The organism is Pseudoalteromonas sp. S3260, assembly GCF_005886925.1.
Classification (GTDB): Bacteria; Pseudomonadota; Gammaproteobacteria; order Enterobacterales; family Alteromonadaceae; genus Pseudoalteromonas; species Pseudoalteromonas tetraodonis.
Window position 1 is genome coordinate 1 of the sequence record NZ_PNCV01000090.1, and the last position, 25,857, is coordinate 25,857.

23 protein-coding genes and 6 tRNA genes are annotated in these 25,857 nt (G+C 38.9%); 16 read left to right on the forward strand and 13 right to left on the reverse strand.

Translation table 11 applies throughout. The annotated features are described in order from the left end of the window. Window positions 1–289 (forward strand): IS200/IS605 family transposase (gene tnpA / locus CWC14_RS14665; RefSeq protein ID WP_138563590.1); only part of this gene is annotated, 289 nt, incomplete at its 5' end. 41 nt (window positions 290–330) lie between these two features. Here tnpA and CWC14_RS14670 read toward each other — a convergent pair. The 3 genes from CWC14_RS14670 to CWC14_RS14680 all read right to left on the reverse strand — a co-directional run bounded on the left by CWC14_RS14670 (window position 331) and on the right by CWC14_RS14680 (window position 1,380). Continuing rightward, window positions 331–798: a YcxB family protein gene (locus CWC14_RS14670; RefSeq protein WP_138563592.1), complete on the reverse strand. Its 468-nt coding sequence runs from the start codon at window positions 796–798 to the stop codon at window positions 331–333. A 169-nt stretch (window positions 799–967) separates the two neighbouring features. Further along, entirely contained in the window at window positions 968–1,159 is a 192-nt protein-coding gene (locus tag CWC14_RS14675; protein ID WP_013464127.1) for a hypothetical protein, read from the reverse strand. A gap of 47 nt (window positions 1,160–1,206) precedes the next feature. After that, the gene (locus CWC14_RS14680; RefSeq protein WP_002961939.1) at window positions 1,207–1,380 is read right to left on the reverse strand and encodes a DUF1328 domain-containing protein; all 174 of its coding nucleotides are present in this window, start codon (window positions 1,378–1,380) and stop codon (window positions 1,207–1,209) included. A gap of 521 nt (window positions 1,381–1,901) precedes the next feature. Between CWC14_RS14680 and CWC14_RS14685 the strand changes: the two genes are divergently transcribed. The 5 genes from CWC14_RS14685 to CWC14_RS19200 all read left to right on the forward strand — a co-directional run bounded on the left by CWC14_RS14685 (window position 1,902) and on the right by CWC14_RS19200 (window position 6,427). Next, entirely contained in the window at window positions 1,902–2,147 is a 246-nt protein-coding gene (locus CWC14_RS14685) for an OadG family protein (RefSeq protein WP_013464128.1), read from the forward strand. Between the two features lie 12 nt (window positions 2,148–2,159). Beyond that, complete coding sequence (gene oadA, locus CWC14_RS14690; RefSeq protein WP_016900617.1) at window positions 2,160–3,941, forward strand: sodium-extruding oxaloacetate decarboxylase subunit alpha; 1,782 nt, start codon at window positions 2,160–2,162, stop codon at window positions 3,939–3,941. A 14-nt stretch (window positions 3,942–3,955) separates the two neighbouring features. Beyond that, window positions 3,956–5,086 (forward strand): sodium ion-translocating decarboxylase subunit beta, encoded by a 1,131-nt coding sequence (locus CWC14_RS14695; protein ID WP_138563594.1) that lies wholly within the window; start codon window positions 3,956–3,958, stop codon window positions 5,084–5,086. A gap of 136 nt (window positions 5,087–5,222) precedes the next feature. Further along, window positions 5,223–6,194, forward strand: a complete 972-nt coding sequence (locus tag CWC14_RS14700) for an aldo/keto reductase (RefSeq protein ID WP_016900618.1) — start codon at window positions 5,223–5,225, stop codon at window positions 6,192–6,194. Between the two features lie 56 nt (window positions 6,195–6,250). Further along, window positions 6,251–6,427, forward strand: coding sequence for a hypothetical protein (locus CWC14_RS19200; RefSeq protein WP_013464132.1), 177 nt, complete (start codon window positions 6,251–6,253; stop codon window positions 6,425–6,427). A gap of 81 nt (window positions 6,428–6,508) precedes the next feature. Here CWC14_RS19200 and CWC14_RS14705 read toward each other — a convergent pair whose 3' ends face one another. Beyond that, a complete protein-coding gene (locus tag CWC14_RS14705) occupies window positions 6,509–7,822 on the reverse strand; it encodes a peptidoglycan DD-metalloendopeptidase family protein (protein ID WP_013464133.1) in 1,314 nt (437 codons plus the stop codon). Window positions 7,823–8,312: 490 nt separating this feature from the next. Between CWC14_RS14705 and tyrS the strand changes: the two genes are divergently transcribed. After that, window positions 8,313–9,512, forward strand: a complete 1,200-nt coding sequence (gene tyrS / locus CWC14_RS14710) for a tyrosine--tRNA ligase (protein ID WP_076922082.1) — start codon at window positions 8,313–8,315, stop codon at window positions 9,510–9,512. A 41-nt stretch (window positions 9,513–9,553) separates the two neighbouring features. Here tyrS and CWC14_RS14715 read toward each other — a convergent pair whose 3' ends face one another. The 4 genes from CWC14_RS14715 to folE2 form a co-directional block, all read right to left on the reverse strand. After that, on the reverse strand, window positions 9,554–10,516 hold the full coding sequence (locus CWC14_RS14715; RefSeq protein ID WP_138563596.1) for a cobalamin biosynthesis protein CobD/CbiB: 963 nt from the start codon (window positions 10,514–10,516) through the stop codon (window positions 9,554–9,556). Next, window positions 10,517–11,224 carry a 5'-methylthioadenosine/S-adenosylhomocysteine nucleosidase gene (gene mtnN, locus CWC14_RS14720; RefSeq protein ID WP_016900621.1) on the reverse strand — a complete coding sequence of 236 codons (708 nt, stop codon included), beginning with the start codon at window positions 11,222–11,224 and terminating at the stop codon, window positions 10,517–10,519. 109 nt (window positions 11,225–11,333) lie between these two features. Then, entirely contained in the window at window positions 11,334–11,930 is a 597-nt protein-coding gene (locus CWC14_RS14725) for a DUF2726 domain-containing protein (protein ID WP_013464137.1), read from the reverse strand. A gap of 102 nt (window positions 11,931–12,032) precedes the next feature. Further along, a complete protein-coding gene (gene folE2 / locus CWC14_RS14730; RefSeq protein WP_138563598.1) occupies window positions 12,033–12,953 on the reverse strand; it encodes a GTP cyclohydrolase FolE2 in 921 nt (306 codons plus the stop codon). A 207-nt stretch (window positions 12,954–13,160) separates the two neighbouring features. Between folE2 and arcB the strand changes: the two genes are divergently transcribed. Beyond that, on the forward strand, window positions 13,161–15,479 hold the full coding sequence (gene arcB / locus CWC14_RS14735; RefSeq protein WP_138563600.1) for an aerobic respiration two-component sensor histidine kinase ArcB: 2,319 nt from the start codon (window positions 13,161–13,163) through the stop codon (window positions 15,477–15,479). Between the two features lie 7 nt (window positions 15,480–15,486). On the opposite strand, the gene arcA is transcribed toward arcB, so the two are convergent. The 4 genes from arcA to trmB all read right to left on the reverse strand — a co-directional run bounded on the left by arcA (window position 15,487) and on the right by trmB (window position 20,238). Then, window positions 15,487–16,203 (reverse strand): two-component system response regulator ArcA, encoded by a 717-nt coding sequence (gene arcA, locus CWC14_RS14740; RefSeq protein ID WP_138563602.1) that lies wholly within the window; start codon window positions 16,201–16,203, stop codon window positions 15,487–15,489. Window positions 16,204–16,662: 459 nt separating this feature from the next. Next, entirely contained in the window at window positions 16,663–18,267 is a 1,605-nt protein-coding gene (locus tag CWC14_RS14745) for an ATP-binding protein (RefSeq protein WP_033102601.1), read from the reverse strand. 183 nt (window positions 18,268–18,450) lie between these two features. Continuing rightward, on the reverse strand, window positions 18,451–19,476 hold the full coding sequence (locus CWC14_RS14750; protein WP_138563604.1) for a methyltransferase: 1,026 nt from the start codon (window positions 19,474–19,476) through the stop codon (window positions 18,451–18,453). A 36-nt stretch (window positions 19,477–19,512) separates the two neighbouring features. Next, window positions 19,513–20,238, reverse strand: a complete 726-nt coding sequence (gene trmB / locus CWC14_RS14755; RefSeq protein ID WP_024601262.1) for a tRNA (guanosine(46)-N7)-methyltransferase TrmB — start codon at window positions 20,236–20,238, stop codon at window positions 19,513–19,515. A gap of 150 nt (window positions 20,239–20,388) precedes the next feature. Between trmB and mutY the strand changes: the two genes are divergently transcribed. Together mutY and CWC14_RS14765 are read left to right on the forward strand one after the other, a co-directional pair. Next, complete coding sequence (mutY, locus tag CWC14_RS14760) at window positions 20,389–21,450, forward strand: A/G-specific adenine glycosylase (RefSeq protein WP_138563606.1); 1,062 nt, start codon at window positions 20,389–20,391, stop codon at window positions 21,448–21,450. A gap of 33 nt (window positions 21,451–21,483) precedes the next feature. Beyond that, window positions 21,484–21,756: an oxidative damage protection protein gene (locus CWC14_RS14765; RefSeq protein ID WP_013464143.1), complete on the forward strand. Its 273-nt coding sequence runs from the start codon at window positions 21,484–21,486 to the stop codon at window positions 21,754–21,756. Window positions 21,757–21,814: 58 nt separating this feature from the next. Here the strand turns inward: CWC14_RS14765 and CWC14_RS14770 are convergent, their stop codons facing one another. Then, window positions 21,815–24,598 (reverse strand): ATP-binding protein, encoded by a 2,784-nt coding sequence (locus CWC14_RS14770; RefSeq protein WP_138563608.1) that lies wholly within the window; start codon window positions 24,596–24,598, stop codon window positions 21,815–21,817. A gap of 306 nt (window positions 24,599–24,904) precedes the next feature. On the opposite strand from CWC14_RS14770, the gene CWC14_RS14775 reads away from it, so the two are divergent. From CWC14_RS14775 to CWC14_RS14800, 6 genes are all read left to right on the forward strand, one after another. After that, window positions 24,905–24,980 (forward strand) — tRNA-Phe (locus tag CWC14_RS14775). Between the two features lie 72 nt (window positions 24,981–25,052). Beyond that, a tRNA-Thr gene (locus tag CWC14_RS14780) sits at window positions 25,053–25,128 on the forward strand. Window positions 25,129–25,176: 48 nt separating this feature from the next. After that, window positions 25,177–25,252: transfer RNA gene (locus CWC14_RS14785), tRNA-Phe, on the forward strand. A gap of 59 nt (window positions 25,253–25,311) precedes the next feature. After that, window positions 25,312–25,387 (forward strand) — tRNA-Thr (locus CWC14_RS14790). A 40-nt stretch (window positions 25,388–25,427) separates the two neighbouring features. After that, a tRNA-Phe gene (locus CWC14_RS14795) sits at window positions 25,428–25,503 on the forward strand. Between the two features lie 90 nt (window positions 25,504–25,593). Continuing rightward, a tRNA-Thr gene (locus CWC14_RS14800) sits at window positions 25,594–25,669 on the forward strand. Window positions 25,670–25,857: the final 188 nt, after the last annotated feature.

The following is a 25,857-nucleotide window of genomic DNA, read 5'->3' on the forward strand; positions in this document are numbered from 1 at the left end:
GTGCAAAGTTGTTGAGCTGAATGTACAAATAGATCACGTACACTTAGTAGTAAAAGTGCCGCCAAATCTGTCAATTTCAAAGTTAATGGGCGCATTGAAAGGTAAAATAGCGTTAAAAATGTTTTGTAAATATCCGTACTTAAGAAAGAACAAGCTATGGGGTAATCATTTTTGGCAGCGAGGATACTTTGTTGATACGGTAGGCATAAACGAAGAAATAGTACGAAGATATGTCAGGCATCAGCAGAAGGAGGAGAGACAAGAGCAAGCTCAGTTAACTCTGGAGTAAACAACGCCCCCTTTTAGGGGGCTAATTCAAAGCCACCTTCTTTAGAAGGTGGATCTTTTACTTATAAAATCAATCGTTTCTTCGTCGAGTATTGCCTTAGAAATGTATTGCATACCGCTTTTACTTTTTAACAATAGTCCACAATCTGTAGTAATAATTTCGTTAATGTCGTGCCAGGCTAACTGGTAATTTTTGTAATGATTGGTTGATTTTATTCCGTCTTCGTCGAAGGTGAGAGTGACTTCAGAACCAGACGCTCTGCTTAGCATTTGCCTGGTAACCCACCATGGGCGGCGATAGTAAAAGGCGATGCATTCGAGTAGGGCTAGCATCAGCAAAAATGTACCTAGGTAATGATCTCCTAAACCATAAATACCAAATAATCCCAATACAACAAGCAGTGCTAATAAAAAATATTTAGGTTGCGCGCGTTTACTATAAGGCAGCGATTGGTCGAAGCATTCATAAAAGTAAGGTTTATCGAGTTTATAGGTTGTCGTAAATACCATGCATCTATACTTAAAAGCTATTTTTTATCATTTTAGCAAGCTATGTGGTAAATGCGCAGCTTAAAAAGAATTAATAGTTCAGAGTTTATAATTAATGGGTAGCAACTTGGCGACTAATACTTAACACAAAAAAGCGACCGAATGGTCGCTTTTTAAAAAGGGGGCTGAATTAGCAATTTGTTTCTTCAGCGTTGACACCTTCTTTTACTTCTTCACAGGCATCTTCTACTTTATTTTGAACATCTGTCACGGCCTCGTCGATGCGTTCACCGGCTTCTTCTGCATGATTGTCTTCACAACCCATAATAAATGCACTTGCGAATAGGCCAATAGCTGCTGCTTTAAGTGTTGATGATTTCATAATGTAATTCCTTGTATATAAATTTAAAAAAGTTCGTTGTTTCTTATCTACCTGGGGCTTTTACCACGTAAAGCGCCAGAGACAAGTGAAATAACCAGTAAAACTAAAAAGATAAAAAATATGATCTTAGCAATTCCTGCTGCGGCTCCTGCAATACCACCAAATCCTAAAACGGCTGCGATTAGTGCGATCACCAAAAATGTAATTGTCCAGCGTAACATTGTCATCTCCTTGATTTATCTAAGTGTTAAAGTGTTGTTTTTATATAAGCGAGTAATATGCCAATATTTTATTTTGTTTTAAATCAATGGTTTAATTTATTTTTTGAGTTTGGCTTTATATTAGGTTGGTAATTTTTACGGTTTTATCTGTAACTTATTCACAGTGGTGTCTGATGAGATAATAAATAGTTTTTACATTCGTCATTTTGGTAAGACCAATTAACATTTGCTTTGGCAGTTTTTAGTGGATTAGCTCATTAGGTATATTTTTATGTATTTTTACAGAATATTAGGGTTTTTATATATTCTTTGTTTATAACGAACATTTTTAACATCTATATATATAGGTTAAATAAGCTATTTTAGGTGGTGTTAACCTTATTGTTGATATGTTACTTTTAGATTAATTGGTTTTACCAATTTACAATGTGTAGACAAAAGAATAGTTTTTGTTACTATTGGTGAATATTTATTTAAATAAATCGACTTTTTATGTATTCAGTTTTGAACAGGGGAGAATTATGGATATAGGGGCTTTGCTCACAACTGCAGGCAATTTAATGCTAACCGGTATGGTGGGTGTGTTTGTATTTCTTTCTTTATTGATTGGTGCAGTGACAGTTATGTCTAAGCTGGCTAGCAAATTTTCTCAGCCAGAACTTGAAGTATCACAGAGAACACCATCTTTTAAATCTCAAGGTGTGCCAAATGAGCACATCGCTGCAATTAGTGCTGCCATTGCTCAGTACAAAACAAATAATAATTAGAGGAGCATACCAATGGCTAAATTAAAAATAACAGAACTCGTACTTCGTGACGCACATCAGTCGCTTTTAGCTACCCGCATGCGATTAGACGACATGTTACCTATTGCAAAAAAAATTGATGACGCAGGTTATTGGTCTATAGAGTCTTGGGGTGGGGCTACCTTTGACTCATGTATTCGTTATTTAGGCGAAGATCCTTGGGAGCGTATTCGCGCGCTTAAAAAGGCGATGCCAAATACACCCCAGCAAATGTTACTTCGCGGTCAAAACTTATTGGGGTATCGCCATTATGCTGATGACGTTGTTGAAAAGTTTGTTGAGCGCGCACACAAAAATGGCGTAGACGTATTTCGTATTTTTGATGCCATGAATGATGTACGTAACTTAGAAACTGCCATAAAAGCGGCGGTTAAAGTAGGCGCGCATGCCCAAGGTACGATTTCTTACACGGTAAGCCCAGTACACACATTGGATATGTGGCTAACACTTGCTAAGCAGCTTGAAGAATTAGGTTGTCATTCAATTTGTATTAAAGATATGGCGGGATTGCTTAAGCCTTACGATGCAGAAAAACTGATTAAAGGCTTAAAAGAAACGGTTTCAATTCCTATTGCCATGCAATGTCATGCAACAACGGGTTTAAGTACCGCAACGTATCAAAAAGCGATTGATGCCGGTATTGATATGCTCGATACGGCTGTATCGTCTATGAGTATGACTTATGGTCATTCAGCAACTGAAACAATTGCTGCAATCGTGGAAGGTACTGAGCGTGATACTGGGCTTGATTTAAACCACCTTGAAGAAATTGCAGCTTACTTTAGAGACGTACGTAAAAAGTACGCTGCGTTTGAAGGCAGTTTAAAAGGTGTTGATGGCCGAATTTTATTAGCCCAAGTGCCAGGTGGTATGTTAACTAACATGGAAAATCAGCTTAAAGAGCAAGGCGCTGCTGATAAACTAAACGAAGTATTACTTGAAATTCCACGGGTGCGTGAGGATTTGGGCTTTATTCCATTAGTTACACCGACCTCGCAAATTGTTGGTACTCAGGCAGTACTTAATGTGCTTACTGGCGAGCGCTATAAAACCATCACCAAAGAAACCGCTGGCGTATTAAAAGGTGAGTATGGTTCAACACCTGCTCCTATGAATAAAGAGTTACAAGAGCGTGTACTTGATGGCAGCGAAGCAATTACCTGTCGCCCTGCAGATGTGATCAAACCTGAACTTGAAACGCTTGAGGCTGAATTAAGTAAGCTTGCGCAAGAGCAAGGCTTAACGCTTGCTGATGAGCAAATTGATGATGTGCTCACGTATGCCTTATTCCCACAAATTGGTTTGAAGTTTATTAAAAACCGCAATAACCCTGATGCATTTGAACCTGTTCCTAGCGCTGATGATAGCTCCAATAAAGCACCTGAAAAATCAGCGGCAAACAATAAAGGCGTTAAGGCTGAGCAATACAGCGTTAAAGTAGATGGTAAAGTATACGATGTCGTGGTTGCTCAGGGCGGTGAGCTTAAAGAGGTGACGCTAAAAGACTCTGAGCATATTCCACAGTCGGCATCAGTTGCTTCAGGTGAAACTCTTAATGCGCCACTTGCCGGTAATATCTTTAAAATTAAAGTAAAGCCAGGTCAGGTAGTAAATGAAGGTGATGTGGTGATTATTATGGAAGCCATGAAAATGGAAACCGAAGTACGCGCCATGCATACCGGTACAATTGCAGACGTGCTTGTCTCTGAAGGTGATTCAGTGTCAACCGGCGATGCAATGATTGCATTAGCTTAAGGAGTAATTAGAGGATGGATGGTATTTTAAACCTCTGGCATGCCACAGGCATTGCTAACTTTACATTTCCTGGGCTGATCATGATTGCCGTTGGTTGTTTGTTATTATTTTTAGCTATAGTTAAAAACTTTGAGCCGCTACTATTACTGCCCATTGGTTTTGGGGCTATTTTAACTAATATTCCTGTGGCGGGCTTATCTGACCCTGGTGGCTTACTTTATTATGTTTACTATGTAGGTATTGATACCGGAATTTTTCCGTTATTAATATTTATGGGAGTGGGCGCGCTCACTGACTTTAGTGCCTTAATTGCAAATCCGCGTATGTTGTTATTAGGTGCTGCGGCGCAGTTTGGTATTTTTGCTACCTTATTTGGGGCTATTTTACTTAACTTTATTCCAGGGTTTGAGTTTAGTTTACAAGATGCGTCAGCAATTGCCATTATTGGTGGCGCTGATGGGCCAACCGCTATCTTTTTAGCGTCAAAGCTGGCACCTGATTTATTAGGTGCTATAGCAGTGGCTGCGTACTCGTACATGGCGTTGGTTCCTATTATTCAGCCACCTATCATGCGTGCGTTTACAACGCCTGAAGAGCGTAAAATTCAAATGCCAGAACTACGTAAAGTATCAAAAAAGGAAAAAATTATTTTTCCGCTGATGGTACTTACTTTAACTGCGCTCTTTTTACCAGCCGCCATTCCACTGGTTGGTATGTTTTGTTTGGGTAACTTAATGCGTGAGTCGGGTGTGGTCGATAGGCTAAGTAACAGTGCTCAAAACGAAATTATTAATATAACCACCATATTTCTAGGACTAGCGGTAGGCTCTAAGCTTGCTGCCGAGCAGTTCTTAACAGTGGAAACCATTGGTATTTTAGTGCTGGGCGCAATGGCGTTTGCTATTGGTACGACCTCAGGTGTATTTATGGCAAAAGGCTTAAATAAAATATCAAAAACCCCAATTAATCCATTAATTGGTGCAGCGGGTGTATCGGCTGTTCCTATGGCGGCTCGTGTAGTTAATAAAGTCGGTCTTGAAAATAACCCGCACAACTTTTTACTGATGCATGCCATGGGGCCTAATGTAGCTGGCGTACTGGGAAGTGCTGTTGCTGCAGGTATTTTATTAGCACTTGTTGGCTAGTAATATTTAATCCAACCATTAGCGCAGTTTACTGCGCTTTTTTTTGCCTAAAATTTAATGTTTTAGATTAAGCGGTTTCTTGTATAGGGTTTTTTGTTTAAAGTAATCACTCTTCATTTTTTAAAAGGGCTGTCAAATGTTACACACTCCGCTGGCAAAATATTTACCCAAGGTTAGTAAGCTTGTATTTGGTTGTATGGGTTTAGGTGGTGCTTGGAATAAAGACGCCATCAACAGTGGGCACTTAAAGCAAGCTCATTCATGCATAGACGCAGCATTTGAAAGCGGGATTAACTTTTTTGATCACGCTGATATTTATACCTTAGGCAAAGCTGAGCACGTTTTTGGTAAAGCGTTGGCTGAGCGTCCTGAGCTTAGAGAACAAATGTATATTCAGTCTAAGTGTGGTATTCGCTTTGCTGATGAGAAAAACCCGCAGCGTTATGATTTTTCTGCTGATTGGATTGAGCGTTCTGTTGAGGGCTCACTTAAACGATTAAATACCGACTACTTAGATGTGCTTATGTTGCATCGCCCTGATCCATTAATGGAGGTGGAGGAAGTTGCGCAAATATTTAGCTGTTTAAAAGAAAGTGGCAAAGTGCGTCATTTTGCAGTTTCTAATATGTCTCAACATCAAATAAGGTTTTTGCAGCGCGCTTTAGATATGCCAATTGTGGCAAATCAAATAGAGGCCAGTTTACAAAAACATCAGTGGGTTGATGAGGGCATTTATGTGGGTAATGCCGATGGCAAAGATATTAACTTTACCCCAGGGTGTGTTGAGTATTGTCGTGAGCATGATATTCAAATTCAGAGTTGGGGCAGTTTGTGCCAAGGTTTATACTCAGGCGGTGACCTATCAAAAGCGTCACAAGCGGATGTAAACACGAGTATTTTAGTTAGTAAGCTTGCCGTTTTATATGGCACAAGTGCAGAAGCTATTGTATTGGCATGGCTACTTCGCCATCCTGCATCGATTCAGCCAATTATAGGCACAACTAATGTAGATCGTATTAAAGCATCGAGTGATGCAATTAATATTAATTTAAGTCGAGAGCATTGGTATGAGTTATATATTAGCGCGAAAGGCTGCGCTTTGCCGTAAGTTAATACCCGTTTCAATATTATTTAAACGAATTGGTATAATACAAAGGTGTTGATATGAATATATTTGTCATTTTAATTAGCTTAGTGATTGCTTTGGTGATCATTATTCCTTTGCTAGAAAAGTACCAAAGTAAAATGGGGCTAGAGGGTGCTACCAAATACAGCAAGTATATTTGGCCATTAGTCATGATATCTTTGGTTGTGCAGCTAATTTATGTACTTGTAAATTAAGATTGAAACTTAAATATCACACACAAAAAAGCCTTTGCGGGTAACCCCAACAAAGGCTTTTTTATTTAATCAGTGAAGTGTTTATCTAAGTGCTAGTTGTAGCTCACGATTACGCTCTAGTTGTGCGATAAAGTTATCAGCAATAGGCTTAAATTTAGCAAGCTCTGAACGAGGTAATGGTTCAGACTTAGGTAGTTTTACGGTTTTAGGGTTACGGTGAACGCCGTTAACCAAAAACTCATAATGTAAATGCGCACCGGTTACACGACCAGTTGAGCCAACAGTACCTATTTTTTCTCCCTGTTTTACCTTTTGCCCTGTTCTGACTAGGCGCTTGTTAAGGTGTAAGTACTTAGTAACATATTGAGTACCATGGCTAATAAATACGTAATTACCATTATATTTGCTATAGCCTGCTTTAATTACTTTACCATTACCCGATGATACAACTGGCGTGCCTGTGCGTGCAGCGTAATCAATGCCGCGATGTGCTTTCACTTGTCCTGTAACTGGGTGTAGGCGGCGAGGGTTAAAGCTTGAACTAATATATTTGAAATTAACAGGCGCACGCAAAAAGGCTTTTTTCATACTGCGGCCTTCAGGGGTGTAAAAGTTACCGTCTGTGTGACGAATAGCGGTGTAACGCTCACCTTGGTTTATAAATTCAGCGGCAATAATTTTACCGGTGCCAATAAACTCACCGTCAACAAAATGAGACTCATAAATTAAGCCAAATTCATCACCCTTGCGAATGTCGTTTGCAAAATCGACGTCCCAACCAAATATATCGGCAAAGTTCATGATTTGGCGTTCACTTAAACCTGCTGCAATTGCAGAGGTCCAAAAGCTACTTGAAATTTCCCCACCGGCTGTTTTGCTCAATGTCTCTATTTCTTTGCTGTCAATTGAGGTGTCGTATTGGCCTTCGTCATTAAGTGTGACGAATAGCGTATCCGTTTTAGAAATAACGTAGCGTAATTGAGCTAATGAACCGTCTTCGGCGGTAGCAAAGCTTAACGTTTCACCTGGGTGAATTTTAGTTAGCTTACGTGTTTCAGCGTTGGTGTTTACAAGTTTATGCAGCGTTTGTGCAGAAAAACCAGCGCGCTTAAAAATAATCGCTAAGTTGTCACCATTTTTAACTTGGTGATCGACAAAATCATATTCTGGAAGTTTTTGTGCTGCCTGCTCGGAATTTAGGTCAGTGAGTTTTTCGTTCTCACCTACTTTAATTTGTAATTCATAGCGCTTACCAATTTCTAGTGTGTTTTCACTATTGTCTTTGGATGCAGTGGCTTTTTCAGAAGGAAGAAAGGCTAAGGCAACAATAGCAGAAACCAAACCTAGAATAAGCATTTTGTGTTTTTTGGGGAGCGTGTTAACCACGTGAACCATAACGTGCCTTTTTCTGCTGTCAAGATAATAAATAGGTTATATTGCAGGATATAACGAATAATCTGTGAATACTAGTATTTTGTAGATTTAAACTCGAGTTAAATTAGGCTAAAATCATAGGGTATTCAGGCTGTTTGTGTTTAAAGTTGAACTGTTACACTATTTTATATTCTTGGATACTTTGCTTTTTCATCATAATATTAAATTAGCTTATAAAACGGTTTAATTACGAGAAGTGATTAATTTGTAAACTGTTTTTAGTTTGTGATAAACACTTTTGGCGTATTATTAATCGCTCGTTTATATCCCCTTTTAGAACGTACACCCTGCATTTTAGTTGGTGCTGCGATTAGTTAAAAAAGTTGTTCTAATTAGGTGGAAATTTGTTATGTTAGCTAAATAGTTTTATTTGTTTTGTGATAACGCGCTAGCAATAAACCGTGAGCATATTACACCCCTTCGTTGTCAGAATTTTTTGGAGTAACACACAGTGGATTTACAAACCGCTCTAGCAGAGATAAAACGCGGTGCAGAAGAGATATTAATTGAAGATGAGTTGGTTGAAAAATTAAAGTCGGGGAAAAAGCTAAAAATTAAAGCTGGTTTTGATCCTACGGCTCCAGATTTACACCTAGGTCACACTGTACTCATTAATAAAATGAAAACCTTTCAAGATTTAGGTCATGAGGTTATTTTTTTAATTGGTGATTTTACCGGTATGATTGGTGATCCAACGGGCAAAAATGTGACCCGTAAACCACTTACACGTGATGATGTGCTTGCTAACGCCGAAACCTATAAAGAACAGGTTTTCAAAATTTTAGACCCAGCTAAAACAACTGTTGCTTTTAACTCTACGTGGATGGAGAAGTTGGGCGCTGCGGGGATGATAAAATTAGCCGCGCGCCAAACTGTGGCGCGTATGCTTGAGCGTGATGATTTTAAAAAGCGCTATGCTGGCGGTCAATCTATCGCAATCCATGAGTTTTTATATCCACTAGTACAGGGTTGGGATTCAGTTGCACTTGAGTCAGATGTTGAGCTAGGCGGCACCGATCAGCGTTTTAACCTATTAATGGGTCGTGAGCTGCAAAAAGATGAAGGTCAAAAACCTCAAACCGTACTAATGATGCCTTTACTTGAAGGGACTGATGGCGTTCAGAAAATGTCAAAGTCACTAGGAAACTACATAGGTATTACTGATACGCCTAGCGACATGTTTGGTAAAATCATGTCAATTAGTGATGTACTAATGTGGCGTTACTACGATTTGCTAAGTAGCCTTTCTATTGAGCAAATTGCAGCGCAAAAACAGCGTGTAGAGCAAGGCACTAACCCGCGCGATATTAAGATTGAATTAGCGAAAGAGTTAATTGCACGTTTCCATAGCGAAGCCGATGCGCAAGCTGCTAATGATGACTTTATTCAGCGCTTTCAGAAAAAAGCACTACCTGATGAAATTCCAGAGCTGACAGTTATCATTGATGAAGACACTATTCTAATTGCTAACTTGCTAAAAGAAGCTGGCTTAGTGGCGAGTACTTCAGAGGCCATGCGTATGATCAAACAAGGCGCAGTAAAGCTTAACGGCGAAGACAAAATTACCGATACCAAATTGGAAATTGCAAAAGGCACAACGGCTATTTATCAAGTAGGTAAACGCAAATTTGCAAATATCACCGTAGCTTAAAACTTCGGACATTATAAAAAAACCAGCTACGGCTGGTTTTTTTATGCGAACTTAAAAACGAGAACAGCCTTAATAACTTCAACGCTAATAATAATCAGAAGCCAAAAAAAGCGAGTTTGGTTAAATGTATTGAGTAGTTGTGGTACGTCATCGGCGTTGGGAAGACGCTCTACACCGACACGCATTTTATTAAAACGCTGTGTATTATAAATAGCAGGCCCACCAAGTTGTACCCCCAAAGATGCAGAACATACACTAAGTAACCAGCCTGTATTGGTTTGATAGAAGTGTCGGCCATAATGCTTAATATAATGTATGCTTTTTTTACTGGTCTTTAGTGAGGCAATTGTCAGCGCGAGTAAACGTATGGGAATGTACTCAACAATAAAAAGAATCAGTTTAAGCGGCATCAAAAAAGAGCTATTAGGGGCTATATCACTTCGCCACGCCTGTTGAATTAAAGTGATTAAACGATAGGCGAGAGCGGCGACGGGGCCCAATACTAAAAATATGAAAATTACCACAAAGTAATGACGCGCCGTTCTAAGTATGACACTTTCCATAATGGCTTTAATGATCCCGGGGCTTGAAAGTGCATTAACTTCACGGGCTACTAGTGGCTTTAATAATTCGCGTGCTGTCGATTTTTGATTTTTTTTGACTAGCCTAGCTATGCGTATCGCTTTTTTATTCAGGCTACTGTTTTCTAGGCATAAATATAAAATAAGACCTGATAACAGCTCGGGGTAAAAGGCAAGCTGAAGCAGTAAAACTACAATAATAAGCACAGTACTAAGTATAAGCGTACTTGCCATTGAGGCTGCTAAATAATGATATTGCTTGGTGTCTGTTTTTTTATAAATACGCTGGCTTATAGCGCTAAAAATAGCAGAGAGTATGTGGTTAGGGTGATACCAACTTACTAAAGGTAAAAAGCGCTCAGCAAGGAGCGCACAAATAAATACAATAAAGTCCAAATGATTTTGAACAATATTATTGAGCATTTACAGCGTAACCGCCGTTAATTTCTCAAGTAAAGCTACGACCATTTTTGATGAATTTATAGAGGCTGTTTCTAAGTATTCTTCAAATGATTGCGGCGACTCTTTGCCTGCAATATCAGACATTGAGCGAATAACAACAAATGGTGTATTAAGTGCAAAACACGTTTGCGCAATTGATGCACCTTCCATCTCTACTGCTAGCATTGTAGGGAAGTCACTGCGTGCTTTTTCAATACGAACAGGGTCGCACATAAACGAGTCGCCAGTGCAAATTAAACCAACAAGGGTTTTTACTTCACTAATTTGTGCAATTGTTTGCTCGGCTGCTTCTACAAGTTTAGGGTGAGCAGTAAAACCTGCTGGCATTTGTGGTACTTGGCCAATTTCGTAACCAAACGCTGTTACATCAACATCGTGATGACGTACTTCAGATGAAATTACTACATCGCCAACGTTTAGTGATGGGTCGAATCCACCGGCAGAGCCTGTGTTAATAACACAATCTGGATTGAAGTTATCGATAAGTAATGTGGTTGCGATTGTCGAAGCGACTTTACCTATACCTGATTGCACTAAAGTGACGGTATTGCCTGCAAGCTCGCCTGTGTAAAAAGTAAAACCAGCCTTGGTTAAAACTTGTGGATTTTGCATCGCCTCGCGCAAAATTTTAACTTCTGGCTCCATTGCGCCAATAATACCAACATTCATAGTGTTAAATTCCTGAGTTTGAATACGGTGATTATACTGCAAAAAATAACGTGGGGTAAAACAAACAAAAATGCGAGCTTAAAAAGCCCGCACTTTATAAACTTATTGATTATATTTCAGCAAGGGCTGTTGATTGTGCCTTTGCTTGAGAAGGAGACAATACCGCCGGTTTATGAACTCTAGCACGCGTAGGTCGTGAAGGTTTAGATGCCGCTGGCTTACCTAATTTAAACATAATTGCATCGCGTACTTCGCTTGGGCGGTAGCCTGCCTTCACTTTCATACGAATATGTGGAATACCTGCGGCTTCCAATGCGCCATTAACAAACCAGTCGCGCTGTGCTTTGTGGCCATCTTTATTGGCGTTATTAACTAAGTCAACCGCAGCCACTATGGTCATTTTTTCTTTATCTACTAAAACAAAGTCGAGCTGCTTATTTTTTGCTTTAGCCATTGCCGCACGTTTAGATTTAACAGACAGGCCTTGTTTACAGTCAATCACATCGATTAGTTTTACGCGACTAACAATTTTATATTGATCGCCAACAGCGCGCTCTAATAAATTCAGAAACGCCCCTTCTACTTGGGTAAATACACTTTGCTTACGAGTAAAAGGATAAGGGTTTCCGCCGTCATCATTAAATTTTGACGCAACGACAGATGCCCCAACAACTAGCACTAATATTAATAATAAAGCGAATTCCATACGGTAACTCCATAACAACAAATTGACACTGCTTATCTAAAGCAATTTATGTGCCCAAATAGTTGTTATGGTTGTTTTATTAACGAATGGGGATGAGCACTATTATGCTTTATAGCCGCCTTCAATACCTTTTACGGCAATCGCAACTGCATCATGAGCATGTAAAGACTCATAATGGTTAATTTGCAGGAAGTAATCGGTAAACTCTTTTGACTCTAACGTCGTTTTAATTTTTCGTGCTGCGTCTTCACAAAACATTAAATTTTGACCGTTTAAGCGAGCAAACTCTTGTTCGTCTTCACGTTTTACCGCAGCTTGTACTGGTGTTTTTAGCTCATCTTCTAGTAAGTTTATTAAGTTAACCACATCAAACTGTTCAATGTTATTTGCTAATTTAACTTTAACATTAGCAATTGAACGCTGTGAATGCGGGGTTGCTACAATGCCTTGAGTTGTTCCAAGCCACTCTAAAACTTCTGATTGAGTGAGTGTTTCTTGAGAAAACTTTTCGCTGAATGCGTTTTGAATTAATTGGCGAGCCAGTGCTGCAGAACAGGGGCAAGTTGATGAATAAGTCACATCAACGCTGAGCTCAAAACTAATAACGCCTTGATTTATAGTGCTGGTAAGTACAATGGGATAGCTTTTCCAACCTGCTTTACCACTAAGTAATGACTTACGGCGTAGCGGCAATTCAAATTTAAATTCAATGTGTGCTTTATCACTTAAGCCTTCATGACTGGTGATAAAGGTATCTAAGGCTTGTGCTAAGGTTTGTGGATTGACCTGTTGCTCAGTTGAGAGGTGATCCAACGCTAAAAATAGTCGCGACATATGAATGCCTTTAGCATCTTCTTTGTGTAAATTAACAAAGGCGCGTGCTTTTGCATTAACGGTAACTGGAGCTAAATCAAGAGATTCAAAAATAAAAGGCAGCTCTATATCGCCCATACCTACCCAGTCTAATTTACCTGTTTGTAATGCGGCAGCCGTGTTAGCAATATCTGGCATAGTTTTTTGCATGATACGTTACTCGTTATTTGCAATATTTAAAACGCCGCATTTTACACTAAATAAAGGGTTGCTGAAATGCAGCAAATAACACCAAACATGAAATTTTATTGTTTTTGTCGCACAACATGAAAATAGCTGGTAGAAAATGCTAAAATTAGCCTTTAACCTTGAAAGGTCAACAGACCCTAAGCATTTAGCTAAGAGAAAAACTGATATATGACTGATTCTTCTTTGAACCCGTGGGTTCGAGTTCTTTCCAGTTCAATAACTCGTTTTGGTGAGTTTAAAACTGCAGCTATTTGCTATGCATTATTACTGACAATATCGCTGGTTTTATCAAGTATGTTTTATTACGTCGCCATAGGCGAAGTAAACTTGGTTGATATACTGGCCGTAGTATTTTTTACCTCGGTTGTTTCCCCTTTAGTTATCAGCATATTATTAAACTCTATTCGGCAACTTGATGCCTCTTATGCTTATTTAGATAGTGCCACAAAACAAGAGAAGCTTTTAAATCAAACCCTCAAAGACAATATTAACCGCTTAAATATTGAAATTGACGAACGTAAAATGGCTTTTCATGCCAAACATCGAGCAATAGAAGAGCTCAGGCGTGAAATTGCAGAGCGTAAAAAAACACAACAAGAACTCGCACAGCAAGGCATGTTACTGCGCTCAATAGTAGACTCCTCGCCGGATTTATTTTATTACCGCGATAACAACGGGGTGTTTGCCGGTTGTAATAAAATGTTTGAAGAGGTAATGGGCAAAACCAGTGGCGAACTTATTGGTAAAGCCGCAGAAGAAATATTCCCAAGCCACTTTTTATCAGAAGTACTCAGAACCGATGAGCAGGTTGAGCGTACGCACCAAGGTTTAACTATAGATGTGGAGTACTCAGTAAACGGTGAAATTAGGTGGTTTGAATTGCGTAAACTTCCCTTTATTAATGAACAAGGGGATTACATTGGTTTACTTGCGTTTGGCCGTGATATTACCAGTCGTAAAGAAGCTGCGCAGGCACTAGAAACAGCTTATAAAGATAAAGGGAAATTTATTGCCACATTAAGCCATGAGTTACGCACACCGCTTAATGGTATTGTGGGCTTAACGCGCATGCTACTGGATACCGAATTAAACAAACAGCAACGCAGTTGGTGTAATACCGTGTTTTCAAGCGCCGAAACGCTAGGTAACATATTCAACGATATTATAGATTTAGATAAAATTGACCGTGAGCAGTTAGATATTGCCGCCAACGAAATTAATGTTTCGGACTTTATCAATGATGTGGTTAACTTTGCAGGCCTTATTGCTGAGCAAAAAGAGCTTTCTTTTGAAGTGAAGCGTTCTGGCATGCTTGACATATATGCTTTGCTTGACCCGACTCGTTTACGCCAAGTGGTGTGGAACTTAATTAATAACGCTGTTAAGTTTACTCAACAAGGGAGCGTAATCTTAGATTGTGCCAGAGAAAACCGTGAAGATGGCCCTTGGCTTATTATTAAAATACTCGATACCGGTGAAGGCATTCCACAAGAGCAACTAACACGCATTTTTGACATGTACTATAAAGCGCCAGATCTTAAAGGCACCAATGCCATTGGTTCAGGTATTGGCTTAGCTGTCACCAAAGCGTTAGTAAGCGCAATGAAAGGTACAATAACGGTTAATAGTACCCCAGGAGAGGGCAGCTGCTTTACGGTACAAATTCCGCTGAATTTATGTAGTGCTCCTACCGAACATAGTTATGTTGGGCGTAGCTTATATATTTTATTAGTGGAGGATGTGCCACTTAATGCTGAAATTGCTACTAACCTACTAGAGCAACGTGGACACGAAGTGCTGTGGGCTGAAACGGGTGAAGATGCTTTATCGTTTGTCGAAACTGAAGATGACTTAGATTTAGTATTACTTGATATGCAGTTGCCTGATATTAATGGTGACGAAGTGGCAAGACAAATTCGCGCTCAAAGTCATTTTGATCAGCTACCAATAGTAGCATTAACGGCCAATGTTCGCAGTGCTGAAGAAGAGCTTGAGGGTATATCTATTCAAGGCGCACTAGCTAAACCAATAAACACAAGCAAGTTAGATAATATGCTCGCTGAACTCTTTGGCATTAAGCAAGCGGAAACCGAGGCTCCTCAACGAGTGGTCAATCAAGCGTTATTAAATCAAATTAATACTGACTTGTTGGATGTTGAAACCATTGAAGACTTTGTAAATTCGATGGGCGTTGAAGTATTTAAACGCAGTAGCCAGTTGTTCGCAAAGCTAAATCCGCAGTACCAACAAGAGCTATTAGCTTCGTTAAACGCTGCTGATAGAGAAGAGTACAAATCGGTTGCGCACAAATTAAAAGGTGCCGCTGGTTCGGTGGGTCTTAATGATGTTCAGTTGCATGCAAAGCAAATGGAGCATGGGGCGCTGGAGCAAAGTGACGAAGTGTTAGCTGTGTGGCTTGAGGAGTTAACAGATAAAATAAATGAAGGACAACAGGCCCTTCATTTATTTTTACAGCAATTAGAGTAATAACTAATTAGCTGTCGATTTTACCAATGAAACGGTAACCTTCACCATGGATGGTGCTGATTAACTCAGATGTTGAGTTGTCGCTTTCAAAGTGTTTGCGGATACGACGAATTGTTACGTCAACCGTACGGTCGTTAGCGCGGAGCTCTCGGCCAGTCATGTGTTTAATTAGTTGCTCACGGCTAAATATACGACCCGGAGAGTCAAGCATTAAACGCAGTGCTCTGTATTCGCCTTTAGGTAGACGTTTCGCGTCTCCGCTTGGAGAAGTAAGGCAACGACTGTTTTCGTCAAGTTCCCAACCGTTAAAGGTGATCATGCCATTTGTTTCAATAGCAGACTCTTCACCACCTAATGCAGTACGCGTAATTAAGTTACGAGCACGAATAGTTAATTCACGCGGGTTGAAAGGCTTAGTAATATAGTCATCAGCACCAATTTCAAGACCTAAAATACGGTCTACATCGTTGTCACGGCCTGTTAAGAAAATAAGACCAACTTTGCGTTTTTGGCGTAATTCGCGAGCTAAAATAAGCCCGTTTTTACCTGGCAGGTTGATGTCCATAACTACAAGATTGACGTCATCGTTATTTGTAAGCTTATCATGCATATCATCGCCATCAATGGCTTCAATAACTTTGTAACCTTCGGCTTCAAATAAACTAACGAGGTTTAGTCTAGTTACGTCTTCATCCTCTACGATCAGAATGACTGGCGTTTGCATTTTTAATTAACCTTTTTGGAGTGTGTTTTATTTTAAAATCGGTGTGATCATCAAAACCGATTACTAGAATTATAGGATTATATCTAAATGTTAACAAGTAAAAACAAATTAGATAAAAACAGCTGCGCGCCCAAACCTACTTTGACGTATTATTAAAAACCGCGGCTTAATTGATACTTAACGTTGGATGTATAATTTGAATTATAAAGTCGAAGCCATTTCCCTTTAATAATTGATACATCCATCAACCACCTAAAGATACTTAAAATAATCAGACTAATTCAAAACGAAATTATATCACTTTACAATTTTTCATCAATGTATGTGATATGTTAAACACAATTAAGTTCATTAATTGTGTGAAAATACAGCATTAATGATACAACTGTTCAATGAGTGCTGTCTTAGTATGGTCATAAAGTCGTAATTCAAGAGCAGGCAACGGATTTATTTCACTTTTTAAAATAGCGTAATAATAAATCGTGCTCCTGATTGATACTCAGTATCTAACACAATTTCTCCAGCCAAAGCCTGGGTCACTAAGTTGTAAACTAAATGCATGCCTAATCCACTGGCTCCTTGACCGCGTTTTGAGGTAACAAAGGGGTCAAAAATTTTCGCTCTTATGTTGCTCTCTACACCTAGGCCGTTGTCGGTGTAGGTAATTTGTGTTTTTGTGTTTGTTGCCACAATATCAATTTGCACTACATTGTCACCGCCAGCTACAAATCCGTGTAGTAGGGAGTTTAAAATTAGTTGATGGAAAACTTGCTGCAGTGGCCCTTTTTTACTTTCAACGGTTAAATCTGCTGGACAATTTATAAGAACTTTAGGATTTTTTATTCTTAATTCTTGCCCCATAGACAATAATGTATCGTTTATGAGCTGCTGTAAGTGAACGGTGCTAGTGATTTCATCATCTTTGATCACGGCCACTTTTTTAAAGTTAGAAATAAGCTCTGCGACACGGTTTAAACTACTGTAGATGAGGTCTAAGTTTTCAATGCCATCGTTAGTAAATTGCTCAAATTGACTGGCAGTCAATGACTTATTTTGAAAGTTAATTTGTAGCTCCGCGAGTTTATCCCTTAGTAAAGTAGAACCGGTGATCCCAAGCCCTATAGGGGTATTTACCTCATGAGCTACACCTGCCACCATTTGCCCTAATGAAGCCATTTTTTTGTTTTCGACAATTTGAGTTTGGTATTGGTGCATCTTTTCAAGTGTAGATAGCAACTCTTTATTTGCTTCTCTGAGCGCGATGGTTCGTTGGCTTACTTTTTCTTCAAGATTTGAGTTTAGTAGCTTAATTTCTTTTTTATCTTCTTCGTGGCGCTCTATTTGTCTTTGTGTTCGCGCCAGCATTACATTTAAGCTATTAGAAAGCCGGGTTATTTCAGTTAAGTTTGTTAAAGGCGCCCGGGCGTAGTAGTTATGATTTTTAGCTATGTTTTGCAGTAACAAGCTTAAATTTTCTATTGGGCTGGCTATCCTTTTTTGTAGCCTTAAAATAATCAAAGAGATGAAGATAAGTATTAAAGCGATAATGGCAATATCAATTATAATTTTTTTAGTGATAAGCTTATTTAAGTTATCCAAGCTGCCCCTAATATACACATAACCAAGTAACTGATCATTATTGAGTATTGGAGTAATGTACTCAATAAACTCATCACCTACTTGGGGTTCTATAAAGTCGTTAATACTGTCTGTTTTGATTGGTACAGGTGGCGATTTTCGGGCATTAAAACTGGTAAAAAATACTGGTTTTCTTGTTTGCTCATCTAGCGCATAAATATGTAAGTTTGTAACCGATGAAACTTGTTGAAGAAGCTTTAACCGCCTTTCTTCTGCAGGTCTATTTTTATTTAGTAATGACGGCATTGCATCAAAGGCAATGATCTCTGACACCAGCACAAGTTTACTAATCAGCTGCTTTTTTTGCTCTTGTGTACTTAAGTAAGTAGAAATAGAAAGAGATAATAGCAAACAGATGGCTGTTATAAGCATGATGGTTTTAAACAATATGCTACGAATGCTATTTTGCTCTACAGTTTTAGGCATTGCGAGAGGGTCATCCGTGTCAATTGTGAATGTAATAAATACTAGTTTAGCAAAAACAGGAAAAAGTGAAGCAAAAAGATTAGCTTAATTACACTATTTATTCTTAGTTAACCTACGTCATAAAGTAAATATGCGGCTAATATACCGCATATTTATGTTTTGATAGGGGATTAATAATAAGTTTTAGCTACTGTATACAGCAAACTTATTATTTTTAAACACCGTTTGATAACTATCAAATTGGGCTTCTAAAATAGGTGGATATTTTAAAAAGCTATTAGCAACAATAGTGAGCTTACCTGTTTTAGTTAGGTGCTGTTTAGCATTATTTAAAAACGATTCGGCCACTGTGTAGTCAGTTGCAATACCGGTATGAAATGGTGGGTTACTAATAATTAAATCAAACTTACCTGCAATGCTGTTTAAACCATCGCTCAGTAAGGCTTCACCATTAACGTTATTAAGTTTAAGCGTTTGTGTTGTTGCATAGGCAGCTAGTGCGCTTACATCACTACATGTAAATGTAAGAGCCGGATTTTTTAGCCCTAAAAACGTAGCAATAAGCCCCGCGCCACAACCAAAATCAAGAACGTTACCGTGTTTTAAATTTGGTGCATTTTCTAGTAGCATTTTAGTGCCTGCATCAAGGCCGCCATGGTTAAACACGCCAGGAATACTTACAGCAGTAAACCCAATATCACTTACGTTTACCACAAACTCTTTGTGGTAAGTACTAATATCAAATGTTGAATTAAGGGTTATTTCTGAAAATGAATATAAAACGCAGTGTTTTGCAGAGTCAATTTTATTACTAAACGCCGTTTTACCGGCGAGTTGCTTTTCAATTGATTTTACACCGCTTTTGTTTTCGCCAACGACTAGCAGCTCAGCTTCTTTACATATCACTGCGCGTATGTTGTCTAATGCCATTAATAGCTCGGGCTTAGACTTGGGGTAATAAAGAATTACTAAATCATATTCACCGGCGCTAATCGTGTGATTAACTTCTACATTTATACCCGATATGTTTTTAGCAAATTCACCATTTGCATGGTTATAGCTAAAAGCCGTTATTTTACTTTGTGGGTTGAGCGTTTTTAGCTCATTTAAAAAGCCATCTTGAACAAAGTTGACCACCAATATTGATTTACCTTTTAGCTCCTCGCTGTTGCGAAGTAATAATAGGCTCGGATTGGTTAATACGCTCATAAATGGCTTTACCTTACTTGATTATTTAATTAACGGTTATTTAGTACGTTCGAACATTAAATCCCATACGCCATGGCCTAAACGATGGCCACGTTGTTCAAATTTAGTCAGCGGACGTAAATCAGGACGAGGTACATAGTCGTTAGTCTCTGATTGGTTTTTGTAACCAGGTGCTGCTTGCATTACTTCAAGCATATGCTCTGCATAGTTTTCCCAATCGGTTGCCATATGAAAAACGCCGCCAATTTTTAATTTAGAACGTAGCTTTTCTGCAAACTCAGTTTGTACAATACGGCGCTTATGGTGACGCTTTTTGTGCCACGGATCAGGGAAGAACAATTGTAAGGTCGATAAGCTTTCATCACTTATACAATCTGCAAGGACTTCAACGGCGTCGTGTTCAAATACACGAAGATTAGTAACGCCTGCTTCGTCGGCATCCATTAAGCACGCGCCAACGCCTGGGCGATGTACTTCTATACCGATAAAGTTAAGATGTGGTGCATTTTTTGCCATTTCAACCAATGACTTGCCCATACCAAAGCCAATTTCTAACACTACATCATTGTCATTGCCAAATACTGCGTTTAAATCAAGCAGGCCGTTTTTATGCTCAAGCCCCATTGTTGGCCAGCATTTTTCGATTGCAGCGGCTTGGCCTTTGGTTAATCGGCCTTCGCGTTTTACAAAACTACGAATAGTGCGGATATACTTACCTTCTTGCTTAGCTTGCTCAAGGTTGTTGTTACTTGATTCACTCATATTATTGGCCTGACAAAACAATGTGTTTAAAAATGGTTGCGTATTATCCCTGACCCGTGCGGGGTTGACAAGCTCTAGGGCGTTATAGCTTGATCTTTTCAACAACTCCAATAGACTGAGCCGCCATTGAGCATTAGTAAAAAAGTAAATATGTTGGATTTAAAAAAGCAGCAGTCTGATTGGTTTTCTAACCAAGTAGTTGATTGGTATCATCTCCATGGGCGCAAAACATTGCCATGGCAATTAGCTAAAACGCCTTATAAAGTGTGGGTGTCTGAGGTGATGTTGCAGCAAACTCAAGTTGTGACTGTTATTCCCTATTTCGAAAAGTTTATGCAAAGCTTTCCCGATATTATTGCTTTAGCAAATGCTGATGAAGATCAGGTTCTGCATCACTGGACTGGTCTAGGTTACTATGCACGCGCGCGCAACTTGCATAAAACGGCCAAAATAGTGCGAGACAAATATCAAGGCCAGTTTCCCAGCACACTTGAAGAGGTGATGGATTTACCCGGAATAGGGCGCTCCACTGCCGGTGCTGTTTTATCTTTATCGTTGGGGCAGCATCATCCTATTCTTGATGGCAATGTAAAAAGGGTGCTTGCGCGATTTTTCATGGTTGAAGGTTGGTATGGTGTCAAAAAGGTAGAAAATCAGCTGTGGCATTTAAGTGAACAACTCACCCCTAAAAATAATGTGACTGAGTTTAATCAAGCTATGATGGATTTAGGGGCAAGCCTTTGTTCACGAAGTCGTTTTGACTGTGAAGCATGCCCGTTAAAAACACAATGTGGTGCTTTTAATGCGAGTAAGGTTAAAGAGTTTCCACATTCTAAACCTAAAAAAGCAGTGCCTAAAAAAAGTTGTCATCAGTTAATTATTAAACATGACGACAAAGTACTCATGGAAAAGCGCCCAAATAGCGGTATTTGGGGCGGCTTATTTGGATTTTTTGAATTTAATGAGCACAGCGAGCTCGACACTTTTTTAGCACAACAAGGGCTAAAAAGTGAGCTTGAGATATTAGCGCCTTTTACCCATGTGTTCTCACATTTTGAGCTAACCATAAACCCACATGTGCTCAATGTTCAGCAAATTTCTGATGTGGTGAACGACAAGCAGTTAATATGGTATCCACTTGATCAATCAATAGAGGTGGGTTTAGCTGCACCGACTAAAAAGTTGGTTAAACAAATGAGCCCAATAGGTTAAACTAGCAGCATTTAGCGTTAGAGAGAATAAATCATGGCACGTACTGTATTTTGTCAAAAGTTACAAAAAGAAGCTGAAGGCCTTGGATTTCAACTTTATCCTGGTGAAATTGGCGAAAAGATTTTTAATAATATATCTAAAGAAGCATGGGGACAGTGGCAGCATAAACAAACGATGCTGATCAACGAAAAGCATTTAAATATGATGGACCCAGAGCATCGTACTTTTTTAGAAGAGCAAATGGTTGGCTTTTTATTCGAAGGTAAAGAGGTCGAGATTGAAGGCTATAAGCCAGTAGAAAAATAATCGTTAAAAAAGGGCTATAAAAGCCCTTTTTTGTTGTGCATACCTATGAACAGTTTAGTTAAATCAAGTCATCTTGTTGATCGTGGTTTCTAATTTGTTCTTTTAAAAATTGTGCTGCTCTTGAATATTCAATTTCGAGCTCATCTCTCATCTCAATTAACTCATCGGCATTGATTTCATCAGTCTTACACTTATCCTCAAATGACTGCGCTAAATCAGCCACAATATTAGCCCCCACTGTTTTTGATATAGATTTCAATTGATGGCAGGCAGCTATAATTTCACTTTGACTCTTTTGTAGTACCGCAAAGTTGATTGATTTAATTTGTTCTTGGCTTTGCTCTAAATACATTTTAAAGAAGCGAATTTTTTTAGCATCATCGCCATTTATATATTTATTGGCAGATTCCATATTAATAGGCATGGCTGGCTTTTCAGCTGAGCTAATTTGTTTTGGCTGTTTATTATCTAAATCGCTCCATTGATTTAATATGTCCTCAAGCGCATTTAACTCAATCGGTTTAGTTATAAAGTCATTAATTCCCACAGCTAAACAGCGCTCTCTTTCGCCTTTTAAGGCATTGGCTGTTACAGCAATAATATAAGGTTGGGCATCGATTGCTTCTAACAGTGCCGCTTCTTCTCTAATCTTTTCAACCATATCGTAGCCAGACATTTTCGGCATATGTAAATCGGTTAGGATGAGCGAATAGCTGTTTTTACGCCACATCTCTATGCCTTCCTCACCATTATTCGCTACTTCCACACTATACCCTAGTATATGTAACTGCTCGGTAAGTACCTCTTGGTTTAGTAAGTTATCTTCTACCAATAAAACAAGCCTATTTGCAGCGAGTGCTTCTTCTGAATTTAAGTAATGATTCATGCTCTTAGCTTTTTTTATTTGCTTAGGTTTATGTAAGCCCGCCGCAACCAAAATTGAAAGCATAAAGTTAGATTTGCACAGTGGTGAAGCATTAATATAAAAAATATTTTTATGATTAATAACGGCTTCATCTAGCTTACTTAATACCACCATTTGCTGATTATTATCTTCTAGTGAGTAAAGTAAACTTCTTAGCAAGGTGCTAATGCTACTCATGTCGTCAATACCATCAACAACCCAAATAATATCCTTTGTGTCTTGATGATTTTCTATGTCCTTTTGCTCATGGGCATAGGTTATTTTGGCACCCATGAATGACAAGTAACGATAAATTACCTTGCCGCGTTCAGCATTATCACTAACAACAACAACATGTTTGCCATTGAGTGTATTTTTATGAGCAAATTCAGTTTTACCTGCCGTTGAAAAAGGCAGTTCAACGGTAAATTCACTACCAATCCCTTCATGGCTTGTAACATTTATTGTACCAAGCATTAGCTCGGTTAAGCTTTTACAAATTGAAAGCCCAAGTCCTGTACCGCCAAATTCTCGGATAATTGAGCTTTCAGCTTGAGTAAACGGGCTGAATATTTTCCTTAATTGAGACTGAGTCATTCCTTTACCATTATCACTTACGCAAAAACGTAGCGTAAAATGATCGGCAGTGTTATGTGCAACTTCTACCGATATTTTCACCCTACCTTGGGTAGAGCCGTTAGTGCTGGTAAATTTAATGGCATTGCTACATAAGTTATAAAGTACTTGGCGAACCCTGACTGAGTCGCCCATAAGATTACTAGGAATATCGGGTGCAATTGATAAATCGAGTTCTAGGTGACGATTTTTTGCAACTGACGATAACACCTTTGCGACTTCTTCTAGTGTATCTGCAACAGAGAAGGGAGTCGGGTCTATATTGAGCTTTCCTGCTTCAATTTTAGAAAAATCCAAAATATCATCTAAGATACTGAGTAACGAGAATGCAGATTCACGAATAATTGTACTTAAACGTTGCTGCGCACCATCAAGCTCTGTTTGACGAAGTAAATCAATGGTACCGATTACGCCATTCATTGGTGTTCTTATTTCATGACTCATAGTGGCTAAAAAGGTGGTTTTAGTTTCACTGGCTTTTAGCGCTTTTTGCGTTTGTTTTTCTAACTCAAAGGTTCTGCTTTGTACTTCTGTTTCAAGGCTTGTTTGTAATTTTTTTAATTCTTTTTTCGCCGCTTGATCGTCAGCTTGAACCTTACTCACCTTTTTGAGTAACAAATTAACTTGTTGAGCTACCGTTTCTAAACCACCCTCTAGTTGCTCATTTAGGGTGCTTTGATAGTTATCATTTTGCGTAATTTCTTTTAGTTCTTGAGTAAGTGAATCAGTATTTTTATGTAATCGCTTGTTAATGTATTTATTCAACATGAATGCTAATACAAACAGCACTACCAGTGCAGCAAAGGCAACAAAATAGGCATTTAGTGGTGAGTGTTGATTTGATGGTGTAACTGAGGACTGTGTTTGCTCAATAATAAGCTCTCCAATTACCTGTCCCTCTGATGAGATCAAATGATGAAGAGTATTTTGTTCTTTAATATGTTTATTAACAGCTAAAGGCGCAATTGCTTTACTGTTATTACTATAAACTAACTCGGCTTGATTATTGGCATTAAAACGGTGGAGCGTATATTTATAATCATCATTGAGTAAGGTGGTGATATCGAGTAATTGTGTGACCTTGTCTTGCCCGTATATTGTTAATGCTTCTGCTAAAGGCTGATCAAGACGTTCAGCAAGTTTTGTTAACGATACACTAGAGGCTGGAGCAGATGCATTGTTATCAGCATTGCCTTGTGAATAAAGCGCAAAGGCGACTACAAATAATGCGGTTATTATAAGGTTACTAACTAAGAATAAAGGTAGTAGGCCTTTTATTGCTGAAGAGAGCTTACTCTGCATGAGTTTTCCTGTGGTCTTATTATTAAAACGGTAAGCCTGTACCGAAAGTTATTATTCAATCGTAACACCTAAAAAAAATAATTCACTACGTTTTTTAAACTCTTTTGTTGGATAAATACACTGTATTAACGAAAATAGCCTCGAGTTGTTTGAAAACCGTTCAAACGATTATAAAGAATAAAAAAAAAGTTGACTTGTAGGGGCAAAACTCGTTTAATACGCCGCACGCCCAGATAGCCAGTCAGTAAAGCTAGCTGGGGATTGTATTGAAAATCCGTTGAGATTTTTAATTAGCACTGTTTAAGTGCCTCGATAGCTCAGTTGGTAGAGCAGAGGATTGAAAATCCTCGTGTCCCTGGTTCGATTCCGGGTCGAGGCACCATTATTAAAGTAATAGTGTTTAAAATCATAACATTAAACATTATTACGCGTGCCTTAGCACACAGTTTAGTGTGCCGACTTAGCTCAGCTGGTAGAGCAACTGACTTGTAATCAGTAGGTCAACCGTTCGACTCGGTTAGTCGGCACCATTTATAAAAGTGAAATTGCTTAAAGCAGTTCACGAGCACTGTTTAAGTGCCTCGATAGCTCAGTTGGTAGAGCAGAGGATTGAAAATCCTCGTGTCCCTGGTTCGATTCCGGGTCGAGGCACCATTTATTAAAAGTTATCAATCTTTAAAATTGATAAAGTGCCTTAGCACACAGTTTAGTGTGCCGACTTAGCTCAGCTGGTAGAGCAACTGACTTGTAATCAGTAGGTCAACCGTTCGACTCGGTTAGTCGGCACCATTTATTTAAATAGTTAATTTAACTATTGCACTGTTTAAGTGCCTCGATAGCTCAGTTGGTAGAGCAGAGGATTGAAAATCCTCGTGTCCCTGGTTCGATTCCGGGTCGAGGCACCATTTATTTTAAAGTCTTGCTTATGCAAGGCTTTTTTGTTTTTAAGTTATCAATCTTATAGATTGAACGTGCCTTAGCACATAGTTTAGTGTGCCAACTTAGCTCAGCTGGTAGAGCAACTGACTTGTAATCAGTAGGTCAACCGTTCGACTCGGTTAGTCGGCACCATTTACAATGTAACTAGGAAAAGAAACTGTAATCAGTAGTCTGTTCAAGTTACCCATCGACTCGGTTAGTCGGCACCATTTACAATGTAACTAGAAAAAGAAACTGTAATCAGTAGTCTGTTCAAGTTATCCGTCGACTCGGTTAGTCGGTACCATTTATACAAAGCCTCGCATATGCGGGGCTTTTTT